Below are 19,221 nucleotides of genomic sequence, written 5' to 3' on the forward strand. Positions count from 1 at the left end.
TCATGGCCATTCGTTTCGGATATTGGATGCCGCTCGGCAGCGGCGGATTCGTCATCAGCAACGTGCCCCAGCGTACCGATTGGACGCTCGACTACAATGCTTCGCTCGCGCGGGAGGCCGAAGAGCTCGGTTTCGAATATGGCCTGGCGCCGGCACGCTTCATCGCGAGTCATGGCTGGGAGCTGCAGCAGGAAGCCATCACCTGTACGGCGGTGCTCTCGGCCCAGACCAAGCGGCTGAAACTCATCAGCGCGATCCACACCGGCTTCTGGCATCCCGCGATGATCGCGAAGGTGGGCGCTACGATCGATGTCTATTCGAAAGGGCGATTTGCCATCAACATCCTGACCGGCTGGTTCAAGGATGAGTTCCGCGCCTTCGGTGAGCCCTGGCTGGAACATGATGAGCGCTACCGTCGCTCGGAAGAGTTCATCCAGGTGCTCAAGGGGCTCTGGACACAGGACCGTTTCACCTTCAAGGGCGATTTCTACAGCATCAATGATGCCTGGTTGAAGCCGCGCCCGATCTCGCAGCCCTATCCGGAGATCTTCCAGGGCGGCAATTCCAAGGCCGCGCGGCGGATGGCTGCGAAATATTCGGATTGGTACTTCCTCAACGGCACGACGGTCGAGGGTGCCAAGCAGCAGATCGACGAGGTCCGCGCGCTCGCCAAGGCAGAGGGGCGCACCGTCAAGTTCGGGCTCAACGGCTTCATCATCCAGCGGCCGACCGAGCGGGAAGCGCTCGAGCAGCTCGAGGCGATTGTCGCAGGCGCAGACCCCGAGATCGTGCAGGCCTTCGCCGAACAGGTGAAGCAGGCCGGCGCATCGACTGCGGACAAGATCGGGATGTGGGCGGATTCGAGCCACGCCAATCTGGTGCAGCCCAACGACGGCTTCAAGACTCGCTTATTTGGTCCTCCCGAGCTGATCGCCGAGCGCATCCGCGCTTACGAGGCCATCGGCGTCGACATGATCCTTTGCGCCTTCCTGAACTTTACCGACGAACTGCCGGCGTTCGGCCGCGAGGTGATTCCGCTCTTGAACTCGGCCAAAGCCAGCAGAGCCCATGAGCCTGAACCGGCTTGAGGCGGCCGCAGCAGAATGTGGAAAAGGAATGAGTTGCGACCGTATGCGAATTCAAAACAAAGCGCGCGCAAAGTGAACGATTAGCAGCGCGCGCGTCGCTATTTTCGCAGCTTGCTCGACACATTGGAACTGACGACGCATCATCACCACGCATCGACGGACACCGCGCCGGTCGTTGTAACGGTTCTCGTTGATCAACTTTGAATCATCAGATTGGGACTGGAGCTTCGAAATGAGCAAATCGGAACGACGTCACAAGGTCAGCCGGCGTACCTTCCTGCGGGCGACGGGTGCTGTGGGGCTCGTGGCATCCGGCGGCATCGCGGCGAGCAATGTTTATTCGCCGGCGATCGCCGGTCCGGCGCCGAAAATCAGGTTGGCCTGGACCGAGGTGGCCGCCTGCCACTCGCCGCTTGGCTTCGGCCTGGCGAAGGGGATTTATGCCAAGCATAACATCGACGTTGAGCTGTTCTACCAGGGAGCGAGCGGCCAGACATTGATTCAAGCACTGGCGACGGGCAAGGCCGACGCCGGCGCCGGCCTGATCGGCGACTGGCTGAAGCCGCTGGAGCAGGGATTCGATGTCAAGCTGTTCGTCGGCTCGCACGGCGGTTGCCAGCGCCTGCTGGCCTCGCAGGCGTCGGGGATCAAGGATGTTGTGGGTCTCAAGGGCAAGACGATCGCGAGCTATGATGTGGTTTCGCCGCCGAAAGTGGCCTTCCAGGTGACACTCGCGAAGGCGGGCATCGATCCGGAGACCGACGTCACGTGGAAGGTCGTGCCGTTCGATCTGGTCGGTGAAGCCGTCAATCGCGGCGAGGCTGACGTCGCGGCCCATCTCGATCCCTGGGCCTACTCGATCGAGAAGAAGTTCAACTTCGTCAAGATCGCCGATACCCAGACCGGCGTCTATCAAGGCCATACCTGCTGTGTGCTTGGCGCCAACGGCCCCTTTCTGAACGCCAACAAGGACGCGCTGCGCCGGCTTGCGGAGGCCAACATCGAGGTCCACGAGTACACTGCGAACCATCCCGACGAGGTGGCGGCCTGGTATCTCGAAACACTGAAGCCTGCGGGTTTGACGCTTGCCGAGCTCACCGAAATTCTCGGAACTCTGGTCTATCACGATCATCCGATCGGGCAGCCACTGGTCGATCAGATCAGGGTGACGGCGGAGGACCTCAAGCTCGTCAAGGTGCTGGACGCCTCGACGGATCCGAAGGCCTTCGCCGAGCGGGTTACCGTGAACCTGCTCGGCTGAGATTGGCACAATGAGCGAGGCGCAAGCGCTCGATGGCGCGGCCCAGGCGCAGCTGACATCGTTTCGACGGCTGTGGCGCGACGGCTTGTTCGCCGCGCTCTCCTGGGGGGCGGCTGCACTGGTGACGATCGGGCTGCCCGACGTCGTTCCCTGGGGAAGTGCCGGTCTGTTCGCCGCGATCACCGGCGCACTTGCTGTGCTCTTCGTGCTACTGTCACCGGTCGTCTACCGGCTCGGGCGCGCTGGCGAGGTCATGATCCATTACGGCCCATGGCTCGTCGCAATCGGCGTCTGGCTTGCCCTTTGGGAGCTCTCCACCGCAAAATTCGGTTGGCTGCCGAAGCCGTTCTTCTCTCCGCCACACGGGCTGCTCAACGTCTATGTGGCGGACGGAACGCGCCTGTTGATCTGCATCGGCTATACGCTGAGATTGTGGTCGCTCGGCTTCCTGTCGGGCGTGGCCGTCGGCTATGCCATCGGCGTGGCGCTAGGTTGGTCGAAACGATTCAGCTATTGGGGCATGCCCTTCCTCAAACTGATCGGGCCTGTGCCCGCGACGGCATGGATTCCCTGCACATTCTACTTCTTCCCGACCACGTTTGGAGCAAGCGTCTTCATCGTTGCTCTGGCGTCCGGCATTCCGGTTGCGATCTTGACCGCGTCGGGCGTCGGTTCGGTCAACCGTTCTTTCTACGACGTGGGGAGAATTCTGGGTGCTGACAATCGCTATTTGATCCGTCGGGTCGCAATACCCGCGTCGCTGCCCCACGTCTTCGTCGGCCTTTTCATGGCGCTCTATTACTCCTTTGCGGTGCTGGTCGTAGCGGAAATGCTCGGCGCGAAATACGGCCTCGGTTGGTACATCCAGTTCCAGACAGCCTATTCCGGCTACGCCAACGTCTATGCCGCCCTGATCATCATGGCCGCGCTCTGCGCCGGCATCGTTCGCCTGCTGTTCGTCGTTCGCGACCGCCTGCTGCGCTGGCAGGAGGGATTCATCTGATGCCGAGCGTCCCGCTTGCCTCCAGGAGTCCCGAACTCGTGAGCTCCGCGATCGATGTTCGAGCGGTAAGCCATCAGTTCAGCCTGTCCGGTTCGAAGCTGCCGGTCATCGATGCGATTGATTTCAGCGTCGTGCCCGGAGAATTTGTCGCGTTGTTGGGGCCGTCGGGCTGCGGCAAGTCGACCTTGCTTCGCCTGATCGCCGGTCTCGAGTTGCCGAGCAACGGCTCGATCCTCGCCGACGGCCTGCCCGTGATACGCCCCGATCCGTCGCGCATTCTGGTCTTTCAGGATCCGACCCTGTTTCCCTGGACAACGGTCTGGAAGAATGTGGCGACCGGCCTGGAGGCACGAGGGGTGCTCAAGCAGTCCCACGCGCGGGTGGACGCCGCCCTGTCCCTCGTCGGCCTCAGCGAATTCGCTGCGGCCTATCCGCATCAACTCTCGGGTGGCATGGCCCAGCGCGCGTCGCTGGCTCGGGCGCTCGTCAACGATCCGAAACTGCTGCTGCTCGACGAGCCGTTGGGCAAGCTCGACTCGCTCACGCGGCTGACGCTGCAGGCCGAACTGGTCCGCCTATGGCAGCGTAACGGCTTTACTGCGATCCTCGTCACGCATGATGTCGAGGAGGCGCTGCTGCTGTCGTCGCGCATCGTCGTCCTGAGCGAGCGACCCGCCCGCGTCAAGGCCGAGTTCAAGTTCGGCAAGCCCTATCCGCGGCATCGTGACGATCCTGAGCTCGTCGCGCTACGGCGGAGAATCCTCGACACACTCGGCCTCGCGACCTGAGGTGAGGTCGATGCGGCATGCACGAACTTGTCTGGCGCTGGGCATCGGCGTTCTCGTGCTCGCAGTGCTCTGGTGGTGGATCACATATCGTGATGTGGTCGGCTATGCCTATTTGTCGACGCGCGAAGCGGGCTTTTGCCTGGTCGGCCGCTCGGATCTTTGCGATTTAGCGCGGGCGCTCTGCCGCGGGACGCATCCCGCGATTGCGCTGGGTTACTGGTGGGGTACGTTCTGGATCGGTGTTGCAATCGCTTCGCTGAGCCTGGCATTGCCAGCACAGCGGCAGTCGTGATGGCCTCCACCTCGCTTGTTGGACCCGATAGATTCACGAACGATGTGGGTCGCGCCTCCCAGCTGCGCGCGAACGAAGGGATGACGCGTTCGCGCATGCGTACGCGGACTACTGCAAGATATTGTCACAGCAAATCGCGCAGGCTCTTTCCGGAGGGCGGGAAGAGGGCGACCATGGCACCGGCCGACCGGCTCTCCGCGCAGTTGCCCTTCGTCAAGCTCCCATCATTGCGCCGAGTGTCTGCAGCCGCCTACGAACGCCACCGTCATCCTCGCGCGGGAAGAAACTCCCGACGCGAATTTGGCTTGGCGTTGAGCCGGTCGTGTTCTTCAGAAACCGGCGCAGACTCCTCGCGTCGGAATAGCCGAGCTCCGCCGCGATCGCCTCGACGCTGTCATCAGAATCTCGCAGTCGGCGAACCGCGGACTGCGCCAGGGTGCGCTCGCGCGCGTGACGAAATCCGCCGTCGATCGCCAGCCGCCGCCGCAGTGTAGACGTGCTGACGCCGGCCTCTTTGGCGAGATCCTTCAACCGTGGCCGGCGCCGTCACGTAGACCCCCGCGGCCATTGAGCGACAGGTCTTCCGGCTCGACAAAGTCGAGCCACAATCGAAAGCACTCCCAGTGCGGGTTGGCCCCGGCCCGGCCCGTGCCGCGCCTGCCGAGCAGGGCGCGCGCAAACCGCATGCCGGTGACGGCCCCGTGACGGACGGGAGCGCCGAGGGCGAAGTGACGTTGGCCGAGATTGAAGTGAAAGGTATCGCGAGTCGTCACATCGACGACCGGCATTGCCGTTCCAAGAAAGTACATGCAATGCATGAACATCCAGCTGAGGTAGATATCCTCGAGCAGAACGGCATCCGCGTCTCGCGCCGAGTCAGCGTGGATATTGAGAATCGCCAGGTCGCTCGTGGTTTTGAGCTCGATCTGAACGGCGCTGGACGCGGTTCTATAGAGTCGCCCGACCGACAGGATCGCGTCCTCCAGCGTGGCGCAGCCAAGGGCTACTCTCAGCCCGAGAGCCGTGTAGGCGGGATCGATGCGGGCGCGCGTCAAGCCATGGGCTGCATCACTGATCCCCAACGCGGTGTTCAGACACAGCAGCAGATATTGCGCCGGACCGACCACGTCGCGGTTGTCCCCGTAACGCAGGTCGATCAGCGATGCCGCCATCATCTGCTCGAACGGCAGGCCTTGGCGAACCACGCCGCTGACGTGCCGGGTGATCCAGTCGAATGGCATGCGCTGATGCATGAAGCCTCGCAATCGCCGAGCCGTGGCGCTGATCCTAAGGGTAAATTGGAAGGGTCGCAATTTGCGCGGGGCCGGATCAGCCGGCCGCTCTGATCTCTCTGATCGCTTTTGTCCCCCCAATCCGCATGTCTCGGTCAGCGCGGGACGTCGGGCTACCGGCTACGCTCGAAATTGACTTGGTAGCAAGGAGCGCCCGATGGACCAGATCACCACCCCGCGCCAGCGTCGGCCGGAACTTGAGCAGGCTTTCGCACATCTCGCCGGGCTTGCCGCGTCGGCTGACCTCACCGGGATATCCGATCCGCTCCTGCAATTCGTTGCCGTCATCAGAGCCCTGATGCCGCGCTATGGCGACGTCGGCGCGGCACCTGCCCTCGACGGCGTCGAGGTTGTGCCGGTCGATGCCGGAGGCGTGCCGGCGGAGTGGGTCGTTGCGCCCGGCGCCGATCTCGCTCATCGCCTGGTTTACATCCATGGGGGCGGGTGGGTCGGTGGCTGTCCTCGCGACTATCGAGCCATAGCGGGTACGCTGGCGAGGCTCTCCGGCGCGGCCGTTCTGATGGTTGATTATCGTCTGGCTCCGGAGCATCGCTTTCCCGCGGGCCTGGACGATTGCATCACTGCCTTCGGCTGGGCTGCGCGCCATGGACCTGATGCGCACCGTCAGAGAGAGCATGAAGCGCAGGTGCATCTCAGTCTGGTCGGCGATTCAGCGGGCGGAAATCTGGCCGCCGCGACCTGCCTGGAATTGGTGTCCAGGGGCGCGCGCGTGCCTGATCGCCTGGCGCTGATTGCCGGTACCCTCGACAACCAGTCGCCGCCGGATCGGACTGCAACAGACGACCAGGTTGCGACGGCGGAATCTCTCGCTGCCGCCACCGCCGCGTATCTCGGTCCGGGCGGAGATCCGTCGGATTATCGTGTCTCGCCGGTTCGTGGACCGCACGCGCTGCTTGCCGGATTTCCACCCACCCTGTTGCAGGTGAGTGCGATCGAGACACTCGCTTATGACAGCCGAAATTTCGCGGCGCTGCTCGCGAACGCCGGTGTCCGGGTCAATCTGAGCATTTGGCCGGAGCTTCCCCACGTCTGGCACGCTTTTCTTGGCCTGTTTCCCGAGGCGAGCGAGGCGTTGCAGGAAATTGCGGCGTTCGTGAACCGGAGCATCGATCGCTGAGCGGTAAACCACGCTGAAGTCTTCGGTCCGCTTGCAGGCTCGCACGAGAACGATGTTCTCATCAACTATCGAGCCAGGCGTCTGAAAAATCCCCCGCGGTCAGGTCGACGCTGTTGTAAAGATTGCGCACGCGCGCATTGCTGACGAGGGTTGTCTCCAGCGCTACCAGTGGCAAGGCTGGCAGGTCGTCACTGGCGATCTGTTGGATCTGCCGGAATTGATCCGCGCGCCGCGCTTCGTCACGTTCCGTGGCCGCTTGCCGGAACAGCTCATCAACCGTCGGGTTATTGTAGTGGGCCGCATTGACATAGGGCAGTGGGTGCTTGATTCCGTCGGACCAGTAGATCCGCTGCACGCCGACCGTCGGGTCGAACAGCAGGCCGAGCCCGTTGAGGTTGATGTCGAAATCACGGTCGTAATAGACCCGCTTGATAAAGGTACCGAGATCGCCGTCGAGGATGTCGACGCGGATGCCGGCACGGCCGAGGGCGGACCGCAGGTAGCCGGCAGTCGCCTTGAATGCCGCCCCCGGAATGAAGGTCAGCTTCAGTGCAAACCGGATGCCGCCGCTTCCGCGCTTTAATCCCGCCTCATCGAGAAGGCGATTGGCCTCGTCGAGATTGAAGGGATGGTCGAAGCTCGTCGGGTCGAAATAGGATGAAAGCACTTCGGGAATCGGTGAGCGGATCCGGCTGGCATAGCCGTAATAGATCCACTGCCGGATGAAATCGCGATCGATCGTGCGCGCGATGGCGTGCCGCACGGCGCGTTGGGCGAGGTATTGGTTGTCGAGGCTGAACTCCAGCACGGCGGCGTTGTTGAGATAGGCGTCTCGCTGCGACGAGACGACAAGCTTCCCGCCTTCTGCCAGCCGTTTCACATCGCCGAGGGAAATGCTGCCGCTGGTGTCGGCTTCTCCCGTTTCAAGCGCCGTGGAGGCCGCGGCCGGATCACCAACGAACTTGACCACCACTCGATCCAGAAAGGGCCGCTCGGGCCGCCAATATTGTGGGTTCCGGCGCAGGCTGACGTGGCTGCCGCGTTTCCATTCCTCGAAGATGAATGGACCGGTTCCGATCGGTGCGTTGTTGTTGGGGCTGCCGTCGAGATTATCGGGTTGATAGGCGTGACGCGGAACGATCGGCGATTCCGCAGCCGCGAGCGCCTTCAGGAAGTAGGGTGTTGGCTTCGACAGCTTCACCACGGCGGTCAGCGCATCAGGCGTTTCGACACGATCGAGATTGGCGAAGCTGATCCGGCCGCGCGGCCCGACCTTTTGCAGCGCTTGCAGCGAAAACTGGACATCGGCGGACGTGAAGTCGGCGCCATCGTGCCATTTCACGCCGGGACGCAAAGCGAAGGCATATTCGAGGCCGTCTGCACTCGATTTCCAGGCCGTCGCCAGAAGCGGACGCGGTGTGAAGTCTGCATCGTAAGCCAGCAGACCCTCGGTAATTTTGGTGCTGATATTGCGGGTCTGCGTGTTGGTGTCGAGCAAGGGAACGAGCGTTCGCGGCTCTCCCTGCGTGACGACGGTCAACGTCCCGCCGCGCCGCGCTTCGGCCGCGAGCGCAGGCGAGCCGGCGAGCGGCAACGCGAGCGCGCCGGCCCCCGCCTTCAGGACATTTCGCCGATCAATGAGACCGCGGATACGATCGTAAGTCGTCACCATGTGGCAAGCTTTCCGTTGTTGCGTGTTGAGAGCGTGCGGCCTGCTCGCGCAACGTCGCCAGGATCGACCGTTTCAGCTCGCCGAACGTGGGCGTCGCGATGATCTCCTGATAGGCGCGCGCCCGCGGATAGGGGACGGCGATCTCTTCGACGATCCGGCCAGGGCGGCCGCTCATGATGGCGATGCGGTCCGACAGGAACAGCGCTTCTTCGATGTCGTGCGTGACGAACAGGACGGTGGAGCGGCGCTGCTCGCGCGCGGCCAGCAGCAGCTCTTGCATCGCGAGTCGAGTCTGGGCATCCAGTGCCCCGAATGGCTCGTCCATCAAGAGGAGCAGCGGCTGCGATATCCAGGCGCGGGCGATCGCGACGCGCTGGCGCATTCCACCGGACAGCTCATAGACGGCATGATGCTCGAAGCCGCGCAGGCCCATCATCTCGACCAGCTCTCGCGCCCGTGGCCGATATTCGGACGCCGGCGCCCGGCCAGACGCGATGCGAAGGTGATGTTGTCGATGACAGACAACCATGGGAACAGCGTCGCTTCCTGAAACACGATGCCGCGATCGGGAGACGGGCGTCCGACCGGCTTGCCATCGATCGTCACGCGGCCGTGCGTGGGTTGTTCGAAACCCGCCAGCAGGTCGAGCACGGTTGATTTACCGCAGCCGCTGGGTCCCAGCAGGCACACGAATTCGCCTTCCGCAACGCCAAGCGAAAATCCGTCGAGCGCGACGGTCTTGCGTCGGCCGCGCCGGTCTTCGAAGCGCTTCTCGACATCTTCAAGCACGATCAGTGGAGAGGTCGTCATCTCAGGCGCGTCCTGACCAAGGGGCCACCCAGCGCTGCAGCCCCACGAGCGCCAGGTCCAGCGCGTAGCCTGTGCCGCCGAGCATGACGATGCCAAGCATGACGACGTCAGTGCGCAGATAGGAGCCGGCGTTGACGACCATCCAGCCGACGCCGGCGTCGGAGGCGATCATCTCGGCCGCGATCAGCGTCGTCCAGCCGATCCCGAAGGACAGGCGCAGCGTCACGAACAGCTCGGGCAGGATGTGGGGCAGGATCACGTAGCGAAACAGCGCCAGGCCGTGAGCGCCAAGCGCCTGCCCGGCGCGGATCCGTTGTCTCTGCACGGTGGCGACCGCAGCCGCCGTTCCGACAATGATGCTGAGCGCGGCCGAGATGAAGATCAAAAGAACTTTCGAGGTCTCGCCGATGCCGAACCAGAGGATCACGAGGGGGATCAGTGCGAGCTTCGGAAGCGGCCGCAGGAACTGGACGAAGGGGTCGAGCACGGCGCCAAAGCCCGGCGCCGCTCCCATGGCAAGCCCGAGCGGCACGCCGATCAGCGTCGCCACGGCAAACGCGCCCAGAGCGCGGGCGAGACTGAGCGCCAGATGCTGCCAGAGCGGGGTACCACGATAGCCGTCCCGCACCAGATCGATCGCGGTCGTCACGATCTCGGATGGCGGCGGGAGCAACAGCGGTTCGACGAGATGAGTGCGCCCGGCGATCTCCCACGCCAGCGTGACGCCGGCGACCGCGGCGAGGCCGATCAGGAAACGACGGATGGCGTTCAAGATGGGAACGCGCGCCGCAACAATGCGTAGTTCACCGCGGGAACGAATGAGGCGGGGACATCGTCGCGTTTGATCTCGCCTGTCTCGGCCAGGAAGGCAGCGGCATCGCCGAGCGCCTTGATGAGCGGTGCATCCTTTGCTGCGACCGGCCCCTCGCCCCAATATTTCGGACCGAGCTGATCCTGGAAGGTGGGATAGCGCAGCCCGGCCAGGGTGTCGCGCACGGCTTCGAACGGTGCGCCGAAATCCTTCGCCAGAATCCGCGACACGCCCTCCGGATCGGACCGGTATCGGTCGAACTGCGCCTGAACGGTCTGCAGCCAGGCCACCACTGTCTCGGGGGATCGCTCGGCGAATTCGCTCCGCACCACGGCACTGTTCCAGACAAAGACGCCCGAGGGCTGCAATTGTTCGGAGACCAGCAATTGCTGGCCGCCGTCCGCCAGAAGTTCCGCCCAGAACGGACCATTGATGTAGGTCGCGTCGATGTCACCGCGCTTCCAGGCGGCGATCGTGTCCGGCTGGCTCAGGGGCAGGCGCTTGATCTTGCTGGCATCGAGCTTGTTGATGCGGATCACGGCCTCGAGCGCGAACGCCATCGTGGAGGCGGGAGCAACCGCGATGCGCCTGCCCTCGAGATCCCTGAGCGTGGTGATGCCCGGTTTGGCGACGAGCCGCTCGCTGGTGGCGACGATCTCCGGCGAGCCCAGAATTTGAATGGGCAGTTTACGCGAAAGCCCGGCCACGATCGGCGTGTTGCCGAAGATCGCGAAATCGATTTGCTTGGCGGCAAGCAGCGACAGCGCCGGCCCACCTGATGGGAACGGCACCCACTCGACTTTGACACCGAGCGACTTGTCGAAACTGCCGTCGGTCTTGCCGACCACCCAGGCTCGTGCCGCCGTCAGATAGCCGATGCGGACGACATCGGGCTTCGCCGTGGTCTGCGCGCGGCTGCGTGCTGCCGTCAGTGACAACGCGCCGGCGCCGAGGCCCAGTCGCAGCACGTCGCGTCGTCCCGGCCTGCCCGTGCGGATATATGTCGTCATGGTACACCTTCGTGAATGAGGTGCGCAGATCGTCATCGCGACGGCGTCGAGTCAATCGCGGCCGGAAAATAAGATATTCGTTTCAGCGTGCCGCGAACGAACGCAATGAATTGCGCTTCCGTCGCGCGTGATGAATGAAATTCATTCTTCAGGAAGACGCCGAAACCGACCTTGATGAAGTTCGCCGTCTGCGGGCCGAGCAGAACTGAATCGTTCTCAATTCGCGAGCCTATTTGGAATTGACGGCGGCAAGCGTGAACGCCCAAATGCGCGTCGCAAAATCCTCGTGTCTTGAAGGAAGTTCGCATGAAGCGCTTGTTGTCGTCGCTGCTGGTGTTGCTCTCGGCTGCGTGGTTGCCGGCTTCGGCGAAGGAGCCGCGCCAACTGGTCACGCAGGATTATCACGTCGCGTCGGCGACGCCGGGCGTTCAGATCTTCCTGCGAAACAAGCGCGCGAAGGACCTCATGACGTTCGACGCCTCGCGCACGGTCCTCTATGTCCACGGGTCGACGCAGCCATCGGAAACCGTCTTCGATCTGGCTCTGGGGCAAGGATCGTGGGCGGACTACATCGCATCGCATGGCTACGATGTCTGGCTCGTCGATGTCAGGGGTTACGGTGGCTCGACGCCTCCCACAGACCAGTCGAAGCCATTTGCAACGACCAGGGAGGCGGTCGAGGATTTCGGTGCCGCGGTCGACCACGTCCTCGCCCAGCGCAAGATATCGAAATTGCAGCTGATCGGCTGGTCGTGGGGGACGCTGATCGCCGGCAGCTACGCAGCCGCACAGCCGCAACATGTCGGTGGTCTGGTTCTGCTGGCACCGCCCTGGCTCTCATCGTCCGGCGGCAAGATCCCGGAAGCGGCCTGGCAGGAATGGATCGTCGACGCGGCGTTGAAGCGCCTTCAGACCGGCGTACCGAACGGACAGGCCGAGGCGATCTTCCCTCCGGCATCGAAGAAGATTTGGGAGCAGGCTCTCCTCTCTGTCCAGCCGGCTGCCAACGCGCATAATCCGCCGCGTTTCCGCTCGCCGACGGGCGTCGTGGCCGACGGCGCCGAGTACTGGAGCGTCAACAAGGCAATCTACGATCCCGGCAAGATTTCAGCGCCGACGCTCATCATTCGCGGTGAATGGGACGAGCTGACCCCGCTCAGCCAGTCGCAGGCGCTGTTCGCGCTTCTGCGCAACGCGCCCGTGCGTCACTTGATCGAGATTCCGCGCGCCACGCATTTCGTCGAGGTCGAGACGGGACGCGACGTGCTGTTCCGTGAGGTGCAGAGCTTTCTTGATCGCAATTGACGGGTCTTGGGCGATTGATGGCGTCGGTTGCGCGCAGCGCGCGGAACGGTGTCGTCGCTGATGAAAGAATGTCGCCGCGATCACAATGCGCGGAGCATGGTTCTTCCATTCCGGAAATCATCTTTGGTTTAGAGTTTCATTGAGCGCGCGCGGAGTTTTTCCCATTATACGCTACCTCCATTCAACACAGCTGTAAGATGGCACGACAATGAAAAACCGCTTGCTCGCACTTATTGCCGGAGCCACTCTCCTTGCCGCGCCTGCTTTGGCCGATCAGAAGATCAAGGTCGGAATATCCGGCGGTGATTCCGAAATCGTCTGGGCGAAGGTGAAGGAGATCGCGGCCAAGGACGGGCTCGACGTCCAAGTGGTGGTATTCAACGATTACCTGTTGCCGAATGCCGCGCTTGATGCCGGTGATCTCGACGCCAATGCGTTCCAGCACAAGCCGTTCCTCGACAATCAGACCAAGACAAGAGGCTACAAGATCACTCCGGTGGGTGAGACCATCGTTGCGCCGATCGGCTTCTACTCAAAAAAGGCAAAATCAGTCTCCGAGATCAAGGATGGATCATCGATCGGCATTCCGAACGATCCCTCCAACGGCGGCCGCGCACTTCTGCTGCTGCAGGCTCAGGGCTTGATCAAGCTCAAGGATGGGGTTGGCATCTTGCCGACCGTGCTGGACATTATCGACAATCCGAGGAAGCTCAAGATCCGCGAGATCGATGCGGCGCAGCTCCCGCGCAGCCTTGACGACGTCGACGCGGCGGTGATCAACACCAACTATGCCGTACCGGCCGGGCTGATCCCAGGCAAGGATTCCATCGCGATCGAATCCTCCGTCAACAATCCGTATAATAATTTCATCGCCGTCCGCGAGCGCGACAAGAATGCCCCCTGGGTCGCCAAGCTGGTGGAGGCCTATCAGAACGACACCATCCGACAACTCATCAAGGATAAGTTGCCCGGACAGATCCCCGCGTTTTGAGGCATGAGACGGGCGCATGGACTCATCAATTGGGCGTTTGGCGTTGGCCGCAGGCATCGTGCTCGCCAAGCGGAAGCCCCAAGGCACTGGGCTTCGCGTTCCTGCCGCTTATGGGAAATGTGACGTCGGTTGTTGGCCCCCTTGGTGGAGGGGAAGCGAGTGTCGCGTCAACGCTCGCTGCGATACCTGATGGCCCTTCTTTCGTAACTTCGAAGGTCCTTCTTGGCCCCGAGGCCGGCGGACTGAGGGCCCAGTCCATTCATCATGGCAAATTTGGCATGCAAACGAGCGCCTCTTTGCAACACTCTTTCATTGCGGGATTGAAGGACGAAAGCCTTTTTTCGATGCGGCTGATTACAAAGAAGCTCCGTCCGCGCACGGTCGAGCGCGCTTCCCGTAGCCACCACCCGCGAGCCGAGGAACGGCAATGTCCACTTCCCGACGTCAGATCATCACCAGCGGCCTCGGTCTCCTTGGTACGGCCTTGCTTTCGCCACGCGTCAGTATCGCCGCGCCGGGCGGCGTTGTGCCGAAGGAGTTCAAGGTCGGCTTCCAGAAGGGCGCAGCCATTTTGGTTCTGGGGCGAGAGCAGCAAGTGATTGAAAAGCGGCTGAAGCCATTGGGTGTGGACGCCGTCCAATGGGTGGAATTTCAGTTCGGTCCCCCTATGCTGGAAGCTCTTGGCGCGGGGGCTATCGACATCGGCTCGGTGGGCGACACACCACCTATCTTCGCGCAAGCCGCCGGCTCCCCGTTGGTATATGTGGCGTCCACGCCGTCCGCCGAGCACGCCGTGCTGGTGCAGCACGATTCGCCTATCAAGACCCTTGCAGAACTCAAGGGCAAGCGCGTCGCCTTCTCCCGAGGTTCCAGCGCCCACAACGTAGCGGTCAAGGCGCTGGAACTGGCCGGCCTGGGCCTCAAGGATATCGTGCCGACCTATTTGGCGCCTGCGGACGCCACTGCCGCCTTTAACGGCGGTACCATTGATGCCTGGGTGGTGTGGGATCCGTTCTACGCGATCGCTCAGGAGCGCTACAATGCGCGCATTATTGCCGACACCTCCGACAAGCGGCTGGCCAGCTCGTCGTACTACCTGTCGAGCCGTGACTTCGCCGACAAATCTCCCGCTGTGCTGTCCGCTGCGCTCGACGAGATCGGCAAGCTGACGGAGTGGTCCGGCCAGCATCGTGATGAACTGGCCAAACTGGCTGCTGCCGCCACCAGTATCGACGAGAAGTCATGGCGCGCTGCCTTCGCGCGGGCAAGCTTTACCTTCGGTGAGGTGACTTCAGCGCAGGTCGCTCAGCAGCAGCAATTGGCTGACACCTTTTATGAACTTGGCATTGTGCCCAAGAAGGTCACGGTTGCCGACATCGTTTGGCATCAGCCCAAGAGCTGACGTCGCCGCGGCGTATCGGCGACGAAATCGGGTGCGTCTCTCAGGTGTCCTTCAGGAAAATGGGATCGATCTCCATGGATGGAGGTGGAGCGGCACTCATGAATACCGGCTGGATTGTGTGTGATTTGAACTGCCACGAATTGTCGTCGTTCAGCACACACTCATTGATCAAATCCGCCACCATCATTGGAGGATTTGACTGTCGCGTGGATGGATAGGTCAGACCACCGTAGAAAACGATGATGCCCACCACCGTCGCGGAGCGTTCGCTGCTCGACGTGACGTGCAGATTGGTGATCAGGTGGCGCACGGCCTTCACGCCGCTGATCGCCAGTCGATCCGCTGCCTTCTGGCCGATTTGATTGGCGCGCCACTCATAAAATGCGCGGATCTCTTCACGTCCTTCAAACCGGTTGTGACCCACGATCTTCACACCGTCCGGCGTGAAGAAGTCATGCGCCGTGCGCCCGTCGTTGAAGTCGACGTCATACCAATATGTCACCTCGAGACGATGAAGGGCATGCCAGAGAAGCAGGTCGTCGTGGGGCGTCATCGGCATGCAGACTACTCCGGAGAGCTGGCGGCGCCGCCGCCGACCTTCATCCGCGAGCGGAACCGATGGAACGCTTAGTGCATTGCTGCGAAGGTCGCGAGATCCATCTCGCCATCGCCCTATGCTCCGACGATAGCATCATGCAGGTGTTTTGCCCGACGTGTCAAACAGCTTGATCCGACGTGTTGCCGTGCGCACATCGCTATTCGTGCAAGCCCTTGATCTGACGCGGCTCGGCTACTGTGCATGGGGATGTTTTCGCCGTTTTGGCGAGAAGTCAGTTTACGCCGAGCGCCGCTGCGGCATCGGGCGGTCGAAACGGCTCGGTACTGGATCAAGCCCGGGCCTGTCGCGCAGCATGCCGTCGCGATACTCGCCTCGGAACGGGCCGCGTTTGCGCAGCAGCGGCACGACCTGGTCCGTGAAGACGGTGAACTGTGCCGTCTAGGCAATATAGGCATTGGATGAGCGGTCGCGGGTTCGGTTGGCAAAGGAAAGGGCGATAGCTCAGCGATCGTCCGCGCCAGCCTGAGAGCGGGCGGACGCCTGAAAGACAGCGCGATAGCGCACTGGACTCGTGCCGAGCCGCTGTCTGAAATGATGCCGCAGCGCTTCGACCGAGCCGAACCCCGTGGCGGTTGCGACGCCTTCGATTGGAAGCTGCGTCGCCTCGAGAAGCTCCCGAGCCCGCGACACCCGTGCCTGCACCACCCATTCGCCAGGTGTCATGCCGGTTGCTTCCTCGAACCGTCGGATGAAGGTGCGGCGGCTCATTCTTGCCCGCGAAGCGAGACCGTTGATCGCCAGGTCTTGATCGAGGTGGCGTTGCGCCCACGCAAACACGGAGGCCAGCGCATCGCCCTCAGCCTTGCGAACGGGTTGCGGAATATACTGCGCTTGCCCGCCTTCGCGATGAGGTGGCACGACAAGCCGCTGCGCCACCTGATTGGCGATCTGCGCGCCATAGTCTCGTCTGACGATGTGGAGGCACAGATCGAGACCTGCAGCCCGCCCGGCCGAACTCATGATGTCGCCATCGTCGACGTAGAGCACGTTTGGATCGACTTTTATCGTTGGATATTTGCGTGAGAGCAGTTCGGCTTGCGCCCAATGCCCTGTGGCACGGCGACCATCGAGCAATCCGGCGGCAGCGAGGACGAACACGCCGGCGCAGATAGATGCGATCCTCGCACCCCGTCGATGTGCACGGCGGAGTGCGTCGAGCAGCGCTGCAGATGGCGCGTCCTCGGTATTCTCCCATCCGGGAACGATGATTGTGGTGGCTTGCCCCAGTGTCTTCAGGCTCGCATCGGCGACAATTCTGACGCCGTTGTTCGCAACAAGCGGCCGTCCTGGATGCTCGGTGCAAACGACGACGCGATACCAGCCAGCTCCCATATCGGTCAGGCCGAACACTTCGACGGCCATCCCAAGCTCAAAAGCGTTCACGCCATCATAGGCGAGCACGGCGACAAGTTGCTCCCGTCGTGACGGAGCTGGTTTCTGGGCGGCGCGGGTGCGGAATGGCATCATCTTAACGCTATACGGCATTCGTGCCACTCGTCAATCCGCCTCGCTCGTCACATTATCTTGGCGAGATGGAGAACACTGTGAGCTTTCGAATAGCGACCTGCGAATTTCCCGATCGTGCTTATGAAGCAGGGGCGATGTGGCGCAGGCTCGAAAGTGAGTTCGCCAAAGCGCCCGTCGATCTCTTGGTCCTTCCCGAGCTGGCAGGCGTTGACAGCTTTTGGGAAAGTCCCGTGTTCAGCGAGGCGGTCTGGCGTCAAGCCGTTGCCACGCATGCCGGGATCTCGGACGAGCTGAAGCACCTCACGGCGAAGCGTATCGTCGGGACGCGGGCGGTCGAGGTGGATACACGGCGGTGGAACGAGACCTTTCTTTGGAAACCGGAGACCGGTCTCATCCGAGGCAGACCCAAGGCGTGGCTTCCCCAGCAGGAAGGTGGCTGGGAAGCCACCTGGTTCACGCGGGGGCCACAGAACGTGCTGCCGGTGCGGGACGGCAGACTCTGTTTCGCCGAGCTGGTGTGCACGGAGATCATGGTGAGCACCGCGGTGCGCTGCCTCGGACAGGCCGGGGTTCAGTTGATTGCGGCGCCGCGAGCGACCGGCAGCCATGCGCGCTGGGAAGTGGCGACGCGGATGGCGGCGATTGCGGCCGGCGCCTTCGTAGTCACGGCAAACCGCCGCGGCGGCAACCTTGCCGGCGGGAGCTGGATCGTGGCTCCTGACGGGGACATCCTTGCGCGCACGAGCGAGGCCAATTCAATCATCAACCTTGACATTGATCTGGCCGCGGCCGACGCGGCCAAACAGACCTATCCGCGCAACGTCAGGGATTGACTGGATTGAGGAGCCCCCGCCGATGCTCGAGGAGTTGACCTATCTTACGTCTGCCGAGGAGCTGCGGCCACCGTATCTTGCGCCATCGGCGCTGATGCGCGCCAAGCTGCTCGACCGGCTGGATCGCCATTGCTGCAACTTCATTGCGCATGCGCCGCTTGTCATCATCGGCTCTTCGCATCCCGAGCGCGGCTACGACGTCAGCCCCAGGGGGGATGCCCCGGGGTTTGTGCATATCTTCGATCCCCATCACCTGGCGATTCCGGATCGGCCCGGCAACAACCGCCTCGACACGATCGAGAATCTCTTCGCCAATCCCGCAATCGGCCTGCTGTTCATCATTCCCGGCATCGAGGAATTGCTACGGGTCAACGGCACCGCGCGTCTCACGCGTTCGCAGAAGCTCCTCGAATTCATGGCCGTCGGCGGCAAGATCCCGAAGCTCGCCATCATCGTGAGCGTCACGGAAGCATTCCTTCATTGTACGAAGGCGCTCAAGCGCAGCCGTCTCTGGCAGGGCGATTATCGGCTGGATCGGGCCAAGCTGCCGTCGCTCGGACAGATGATTTCCGATCAGACCGAGCCCGCGGGTCTTACCGTCAAGGACATCGAGGCGCGAATTGAAGCCGACGCGCAAAAAAATCTCTATTAGCAACGGAAATGACGGATGAAGCTGCAACTCCTGCGAAACGCAACATTGAAGCTTACTCTCGGCGAGCGGACGATACTCATCGATCCGTTCTTCGCTCCGAAGCACAGCCGCCCCTCCATTGCGGGACGCTCACCAAATCCGCTGGTCGATCTCCCCGTGAGTATCGATCGGGTCCTGGACGGCGTCGAGCTCGTTATCGTTTCTCATCTCCATTCGGATCATTTCGATTCCGTGGCGCAAGGTCTGGTCCCCAAAGATCTGCCGATCGTCTGCCAACCCGGAGATGACACCAAGATACGCTCCTTTGGCTTCGAAAAGGTCACGCCACTTCACGACAACCTTGTTTGGCGCGGCGTTAAGCTCACCCGACGCGAAGGTCGTCACGGCTTCGGCCCTGTCGTCGAGAAGATGGGGCCGGTCATGGGGTTCAGCGTTGAACTGGAAGGCGAGCCGAGCCTCTATTGGGCGGGCGACACGGTCCTTTACCCGCCGGTCGAGGAGACGATTCGAAGCACCGACCCGGATATCATCGTGATTCATCCGTCCGGAGCGCTCTGGGAGGGGCAATCGATAGCCATGGATGCGGAGCAAGCCGTGACGCTCGGCAGCACCTTTTCGCGTCCGATCATCGTCGCGACCCATTTGGAGGCTCTTGATCACACGACCGTCAGCCGAGATGACCTGCGGCACAAGTTGCTCGCCCAGAACATCGCTGCCGAACGATTTCTGATCCCCCATGACGGCGAAGTGCTGACCCTCGGCGTCCCAGCTTGAGCAGAAACGACGA

Annotated in this window: 22 protein-coding genes; 12 read left to right on the top strand and 10 right to left on the bottom strand. The window is 62.3% G+C overall.

Annotation, left to right across the window (positions count from 1 at the left end; genetic code table 11):
* The first annotated feature begins 2 nt into the window (after positions 1 to 2).
* From sfnG to AKN84_RS20040, 5 genes are all read left to right on the top strand, one after another.
* Complete coding sequence (gene sfnG / locus AKN84_RS20020) at positions 3 to 1,088, top strand: dimethylsulfone monooxygenase SfnG (protein WP_050422371.1); 1,086 nt, start codon at positions 3 to 5, stop codon at positions 1,086 to 1,088.
* A gap of 232 nt (positions 1,089 to 1,320) precedes the next feature.
* Positions 1,321 to 2,349, top strand: a complete 1,029-nt coding sequence (locus AKN84_RS20025; RefSeq protein WP_050422372.1) for an ABC transporter substrate-binding protein — start codon at positions 1,321 to 1,323, stop codon at positions 2,347 to 2,349.
* Positions 2,350 to 2,359: 10 nt separating this feature from the next.
* Entirely contained in the window at positions 2,360 to 3,352 is a 993-nt protein-coding gene (locus tag AKN84_RS20030; protein ID WP_050422373.1) for an ABC transporter permease, read from the top strand.
* Positions 3,352 to 4,140, top strand: coding sequence for an ABC transporter ATP-binding protein (locus tag AKN84_RS20035; RefSeq protein WP_050422374.1), 789 nt, complete (start codon positions 3,352 to 3,354; stop codon positions 4,138 to 4,140). Before AKN84_RS20030 ends, AKN84_RS20035 begins: the two co-directional genes overlap by 1 nt.
* 10 nt (positions 4,141 to 4,150) lie before the next feature.
* Positions 4,151 to 4,432 (top strand): hypothetical protein, encoded by a 282-nt coding sequence (locus tag AKN84_RS20040; RefSeq protein WP_128971007.1) that lies wholly within the window; start codon positions 4,151 to 4,153, stop codon positions 4,430 to 4,432.
* A gap of 213 nt (positions 4,433 to 4,645) precedes the next feature.
* Here the strand turns inward: AKN84_RS20040 and AKN84_RS20045 are convergent, their stop codons facing one another.
* Positions 4,646 to 4,963, bottom strand: a complete 318-nt coding sequence (locus AKN84_RS20045; RefSeq protein WP_050422376.1) for a helix-turn-helix domain-containing protein — start codon at positions 4,961 to 4,963, stop codon at positions 4,646 to 4,648.
* Positions 4,960 to 5,685, bottom strand: a complete 726-nt coding sequence (locus tag AKN84_RS20050; RefSeq protein ID WP_050422377.1) for an AraC family transcriptional regulator ligand-binding domain-containing protein — start codon at positions 5,683 to 5,685, stop codon at positions 4,960 to 4,962. The genes AKN84_RS20045 and AKN84_RS20050 overlap by 4 nt, the downstream gene beginning before the upstream one ends.
* A gap of 196 nt (positions 5,686 to 5,881) precedes the next feature.
* Between AKN84_RS20050 and AKN84_RS45755 the strand changes: the two genes are divergently transcribed.
* Positions 5,882 to 6,862 (top strand): alpha/beta hydrolase, encoded by a 981-nt coding sequence (locus tag AKN84_RS45755; protein WP_128971008.1) that lies wholly within the window; start codon positions 5,882 to 5,884, stop codon positions 6,860 to 6,862.
* Between the two features lie 61 nt (positions 6,863 to 6,923).
* Here the strand turns inward: AKN84_RS45755 and AKN84_RS20065 are convergent, their stop codons facing one another.
* The 6 genes from AKN84_RS20065 to AKN84_RS20085 are packed head-to-tail and all read right to left on the bottom strand — an operon-like array spanning position 6,924 to position 11,473.
* A complete protein-coding gene (locus AKN84_RS20065; RefSeq protein WP_050422380.1) occupies positions 6,924 to 8,534 on the bottom strand; it encodes an ABC transporter substrate-binding protein in 1,611 nt (536 codons plus the stop codon).
* The gene (locus AKN84_RS49150) at positions 8,497 to 8,970 is read right to left on the bottom strand and encodes an ABC transporter ATP-binding protein (RefSeq protein WP_244485306.1); all 474 of its coding nucleotides are present in this window, start codon (positions 8,968 to 8,970) and stop codon (positions 8,497 to 8,499) included. The genes AKN84_RS20065 and AKN84_RS49150 overlap by 38 nt, the downstream gene beginning before the upstream one ends.
* Entirely contained in the window at positions 8,967 to 9,323 is a 357-nt protein-coding gene (locus AKN84_RS49155) for an ATP-binding cassette domain-containing protein (RefSeq protein WP_244485308.1), read from the bottom strand. Before AKN84_RS49155 ends, AKN84_RS49150 begins: the two co-directional genes overlap by 4 nt.
* 22 nt (positions 9,324 to 9,345) lie before the next feature.
* The gene (locus AKN84_RS20075; protein ID WP_050422381.1) at positions 9,346 to 10,116 is read right to left on the bottom strand and encodes an ABC transporter permease; all 771 of its coding nucleotides are present in this window, start codon (positions 10,114 to 10,116) and stop codon (positions 9,346 to 9,348) included.
* Positions 10,113 to 11,165: a taurine ABC transporter substrate-binding protein gene (locus AKN84_RS20080; protein WP_157863325.1), complete on the bottom strand. Its 1,053-nt coding sequence runs from the start codon at positions 11,163 to 11,165 to the stop codon at positions 10,113 to 10,115. The genes AKN84_RS20075 and AKN84_RS20080 overlap by 4 nt, the downstream gene beginning before the upstream one ends.
* A 32-nt stretch (positions 11,166 to 11,197) precedes the next feature.
* Entirely contained in the window at positions 11,198 to 11,473 is a 276-nt protein-coding gene (locus AKN84_RS20085; protein WP_128971012.1) for a hypothetical protein, read from the bottom strand.
* Here AKN84_RS20085 and AKN84_RS20090 point away from each other — a divergent pair.
* The 3 genes from AKN84_RS20090 (at position 11,472) to AKN84_RS20100 (ending at position 14,863) form a co-directional block, all read left to right on the top strand.
* Positions 11,472 to 12,470: an alpha/beta hydrolase gene (locus AKN84_RS20090; RefSeq protein ID WP_050422383.1), complete on the top strand. Its 999-nt coding sequence runs from the start codon at positions 11,472 to 11,474 to the stop codon at positions 12,468 to 12,470. The two genes, AKN84_RS20085 and AKN84_RS20090, sit on opposite strands and share 2 nt — an antisense overlap.
* A gap of 208 nt (positions 12,471 to 12,678) precedes the next feature.
* Positions 12,679 to 13,461, top strand: coding sequence for a MetQ/NlpA family ABC transporter substrate-binding protein (locus tag AKN84_RS20095; protein WP_050422384.1), 783 nt, complete (start codon positions 12,679 to 12,681; stop codon positions 13,459 to 13,461).
* A gap of 427 nt (positions 13,462 to 13,888) precedes the next feature.
* Positions 13,889 to 14,863, top strand: a complete 975-nt coding sequence (locus AKN84_RS20100) for an aliphatic sulfonate ABC transporter substrate-binding protein (RefSeq protein WP_050422385.1) — start codon at positions 13,889 to 13,891, stop codon at positions 14,861 to 14,863.
* A 40-nt stretch (positions 14,864 to 14,903) separates the two neighbouring features.
* Here AKN84_RS20100 and AKN84_RS20105 read toward each other — a convergent pair whose 3' ends face one another.
* Positions 14,904 to 15,422, bottom strand: a complete 519-nt coding sequence (locus tag AKN84_RS20105) for a nuclear transport factor 2 family protein (protein WP_128971013.1) — start codon at positions 15,420 to 15,422, stop codon at positions 14,904 to 14,906.
* A gap of 501 nt (positions 15,423 to 15,923) precedes the next feature.
* Positions 15,924 to 16,967, bottom strand: a complete 1,044-nt coding sequence (gene ftrA, locus AKN84_RS20110; RefSeq protein ID WP_347337357.1) for a transcriptional regulator FtrA — start codon at positions 16,965 to 16,967, stop codon at positions 15,924 to 15,926.
* A gap of 59 nt (positions 16,968 to 17,026) precedes the next feature.
* Between ftrA and AKN84_RS20115 the strand changes: the two genes are divergently transcribed.
* The 3 genes from AKN84_RS20115 to AKN84_RS20125 are packed head-to-tail and all read left to right on the top strand — an operon-like array spanning position 17,027 to position 19,208.
* A complete protein-coding gene (locus tag AKN84_RS20115) occupies positions 17,027 to 17,782 on the top strand; it encodes a carbon-nitrogen hydrolase family protein (RefSeq protein WP_157863326.1) in 756 nt (251 codons plus the stop codon).
* Between the two features lie 22 nt (positions 17,783 to 17,804).
* Positions 17,805 to 18,434: an MSMEG_1061 family FMN-dependent PPOX-type flavoprotein gene (locus tag AKN84_RS20120; RefSeq protein ID WP_050422388.1), complete on the top strand. Its 630-nt coding sequence runs from the start codon at positions 17,805 to 17,807 to the stop codon at positions 18,432 to 18,434.
* Positions 18,435 to 18,449: 15 nt separating this feature from the next.
* Positions 18,450 to 19,208, top strand: coding sequence for an MBL fold metallo-hydrolase (locus tag AKN84_RS20125; RefSeq protein WP_050422389.1), 759 nt, complete (start codon positions 18,450 to 18,452; stop codon positions 19,206 to 19,208).
* The last annotated feature ends 13 nt before the right edge of the window (positions 19,209 to 19,221 follow it).

The sequence above is a fragment of the Bradyrhizobium tropiciagri genome (assembly GCF_001189845.1).
Lineage (GTDB): Bacteria > Pseudomonadota > Alphaproteobacteria > Rhizobiales > Xanthobacteraceae > Bradyrhizobium > Bradyrhizobium tropiciagri.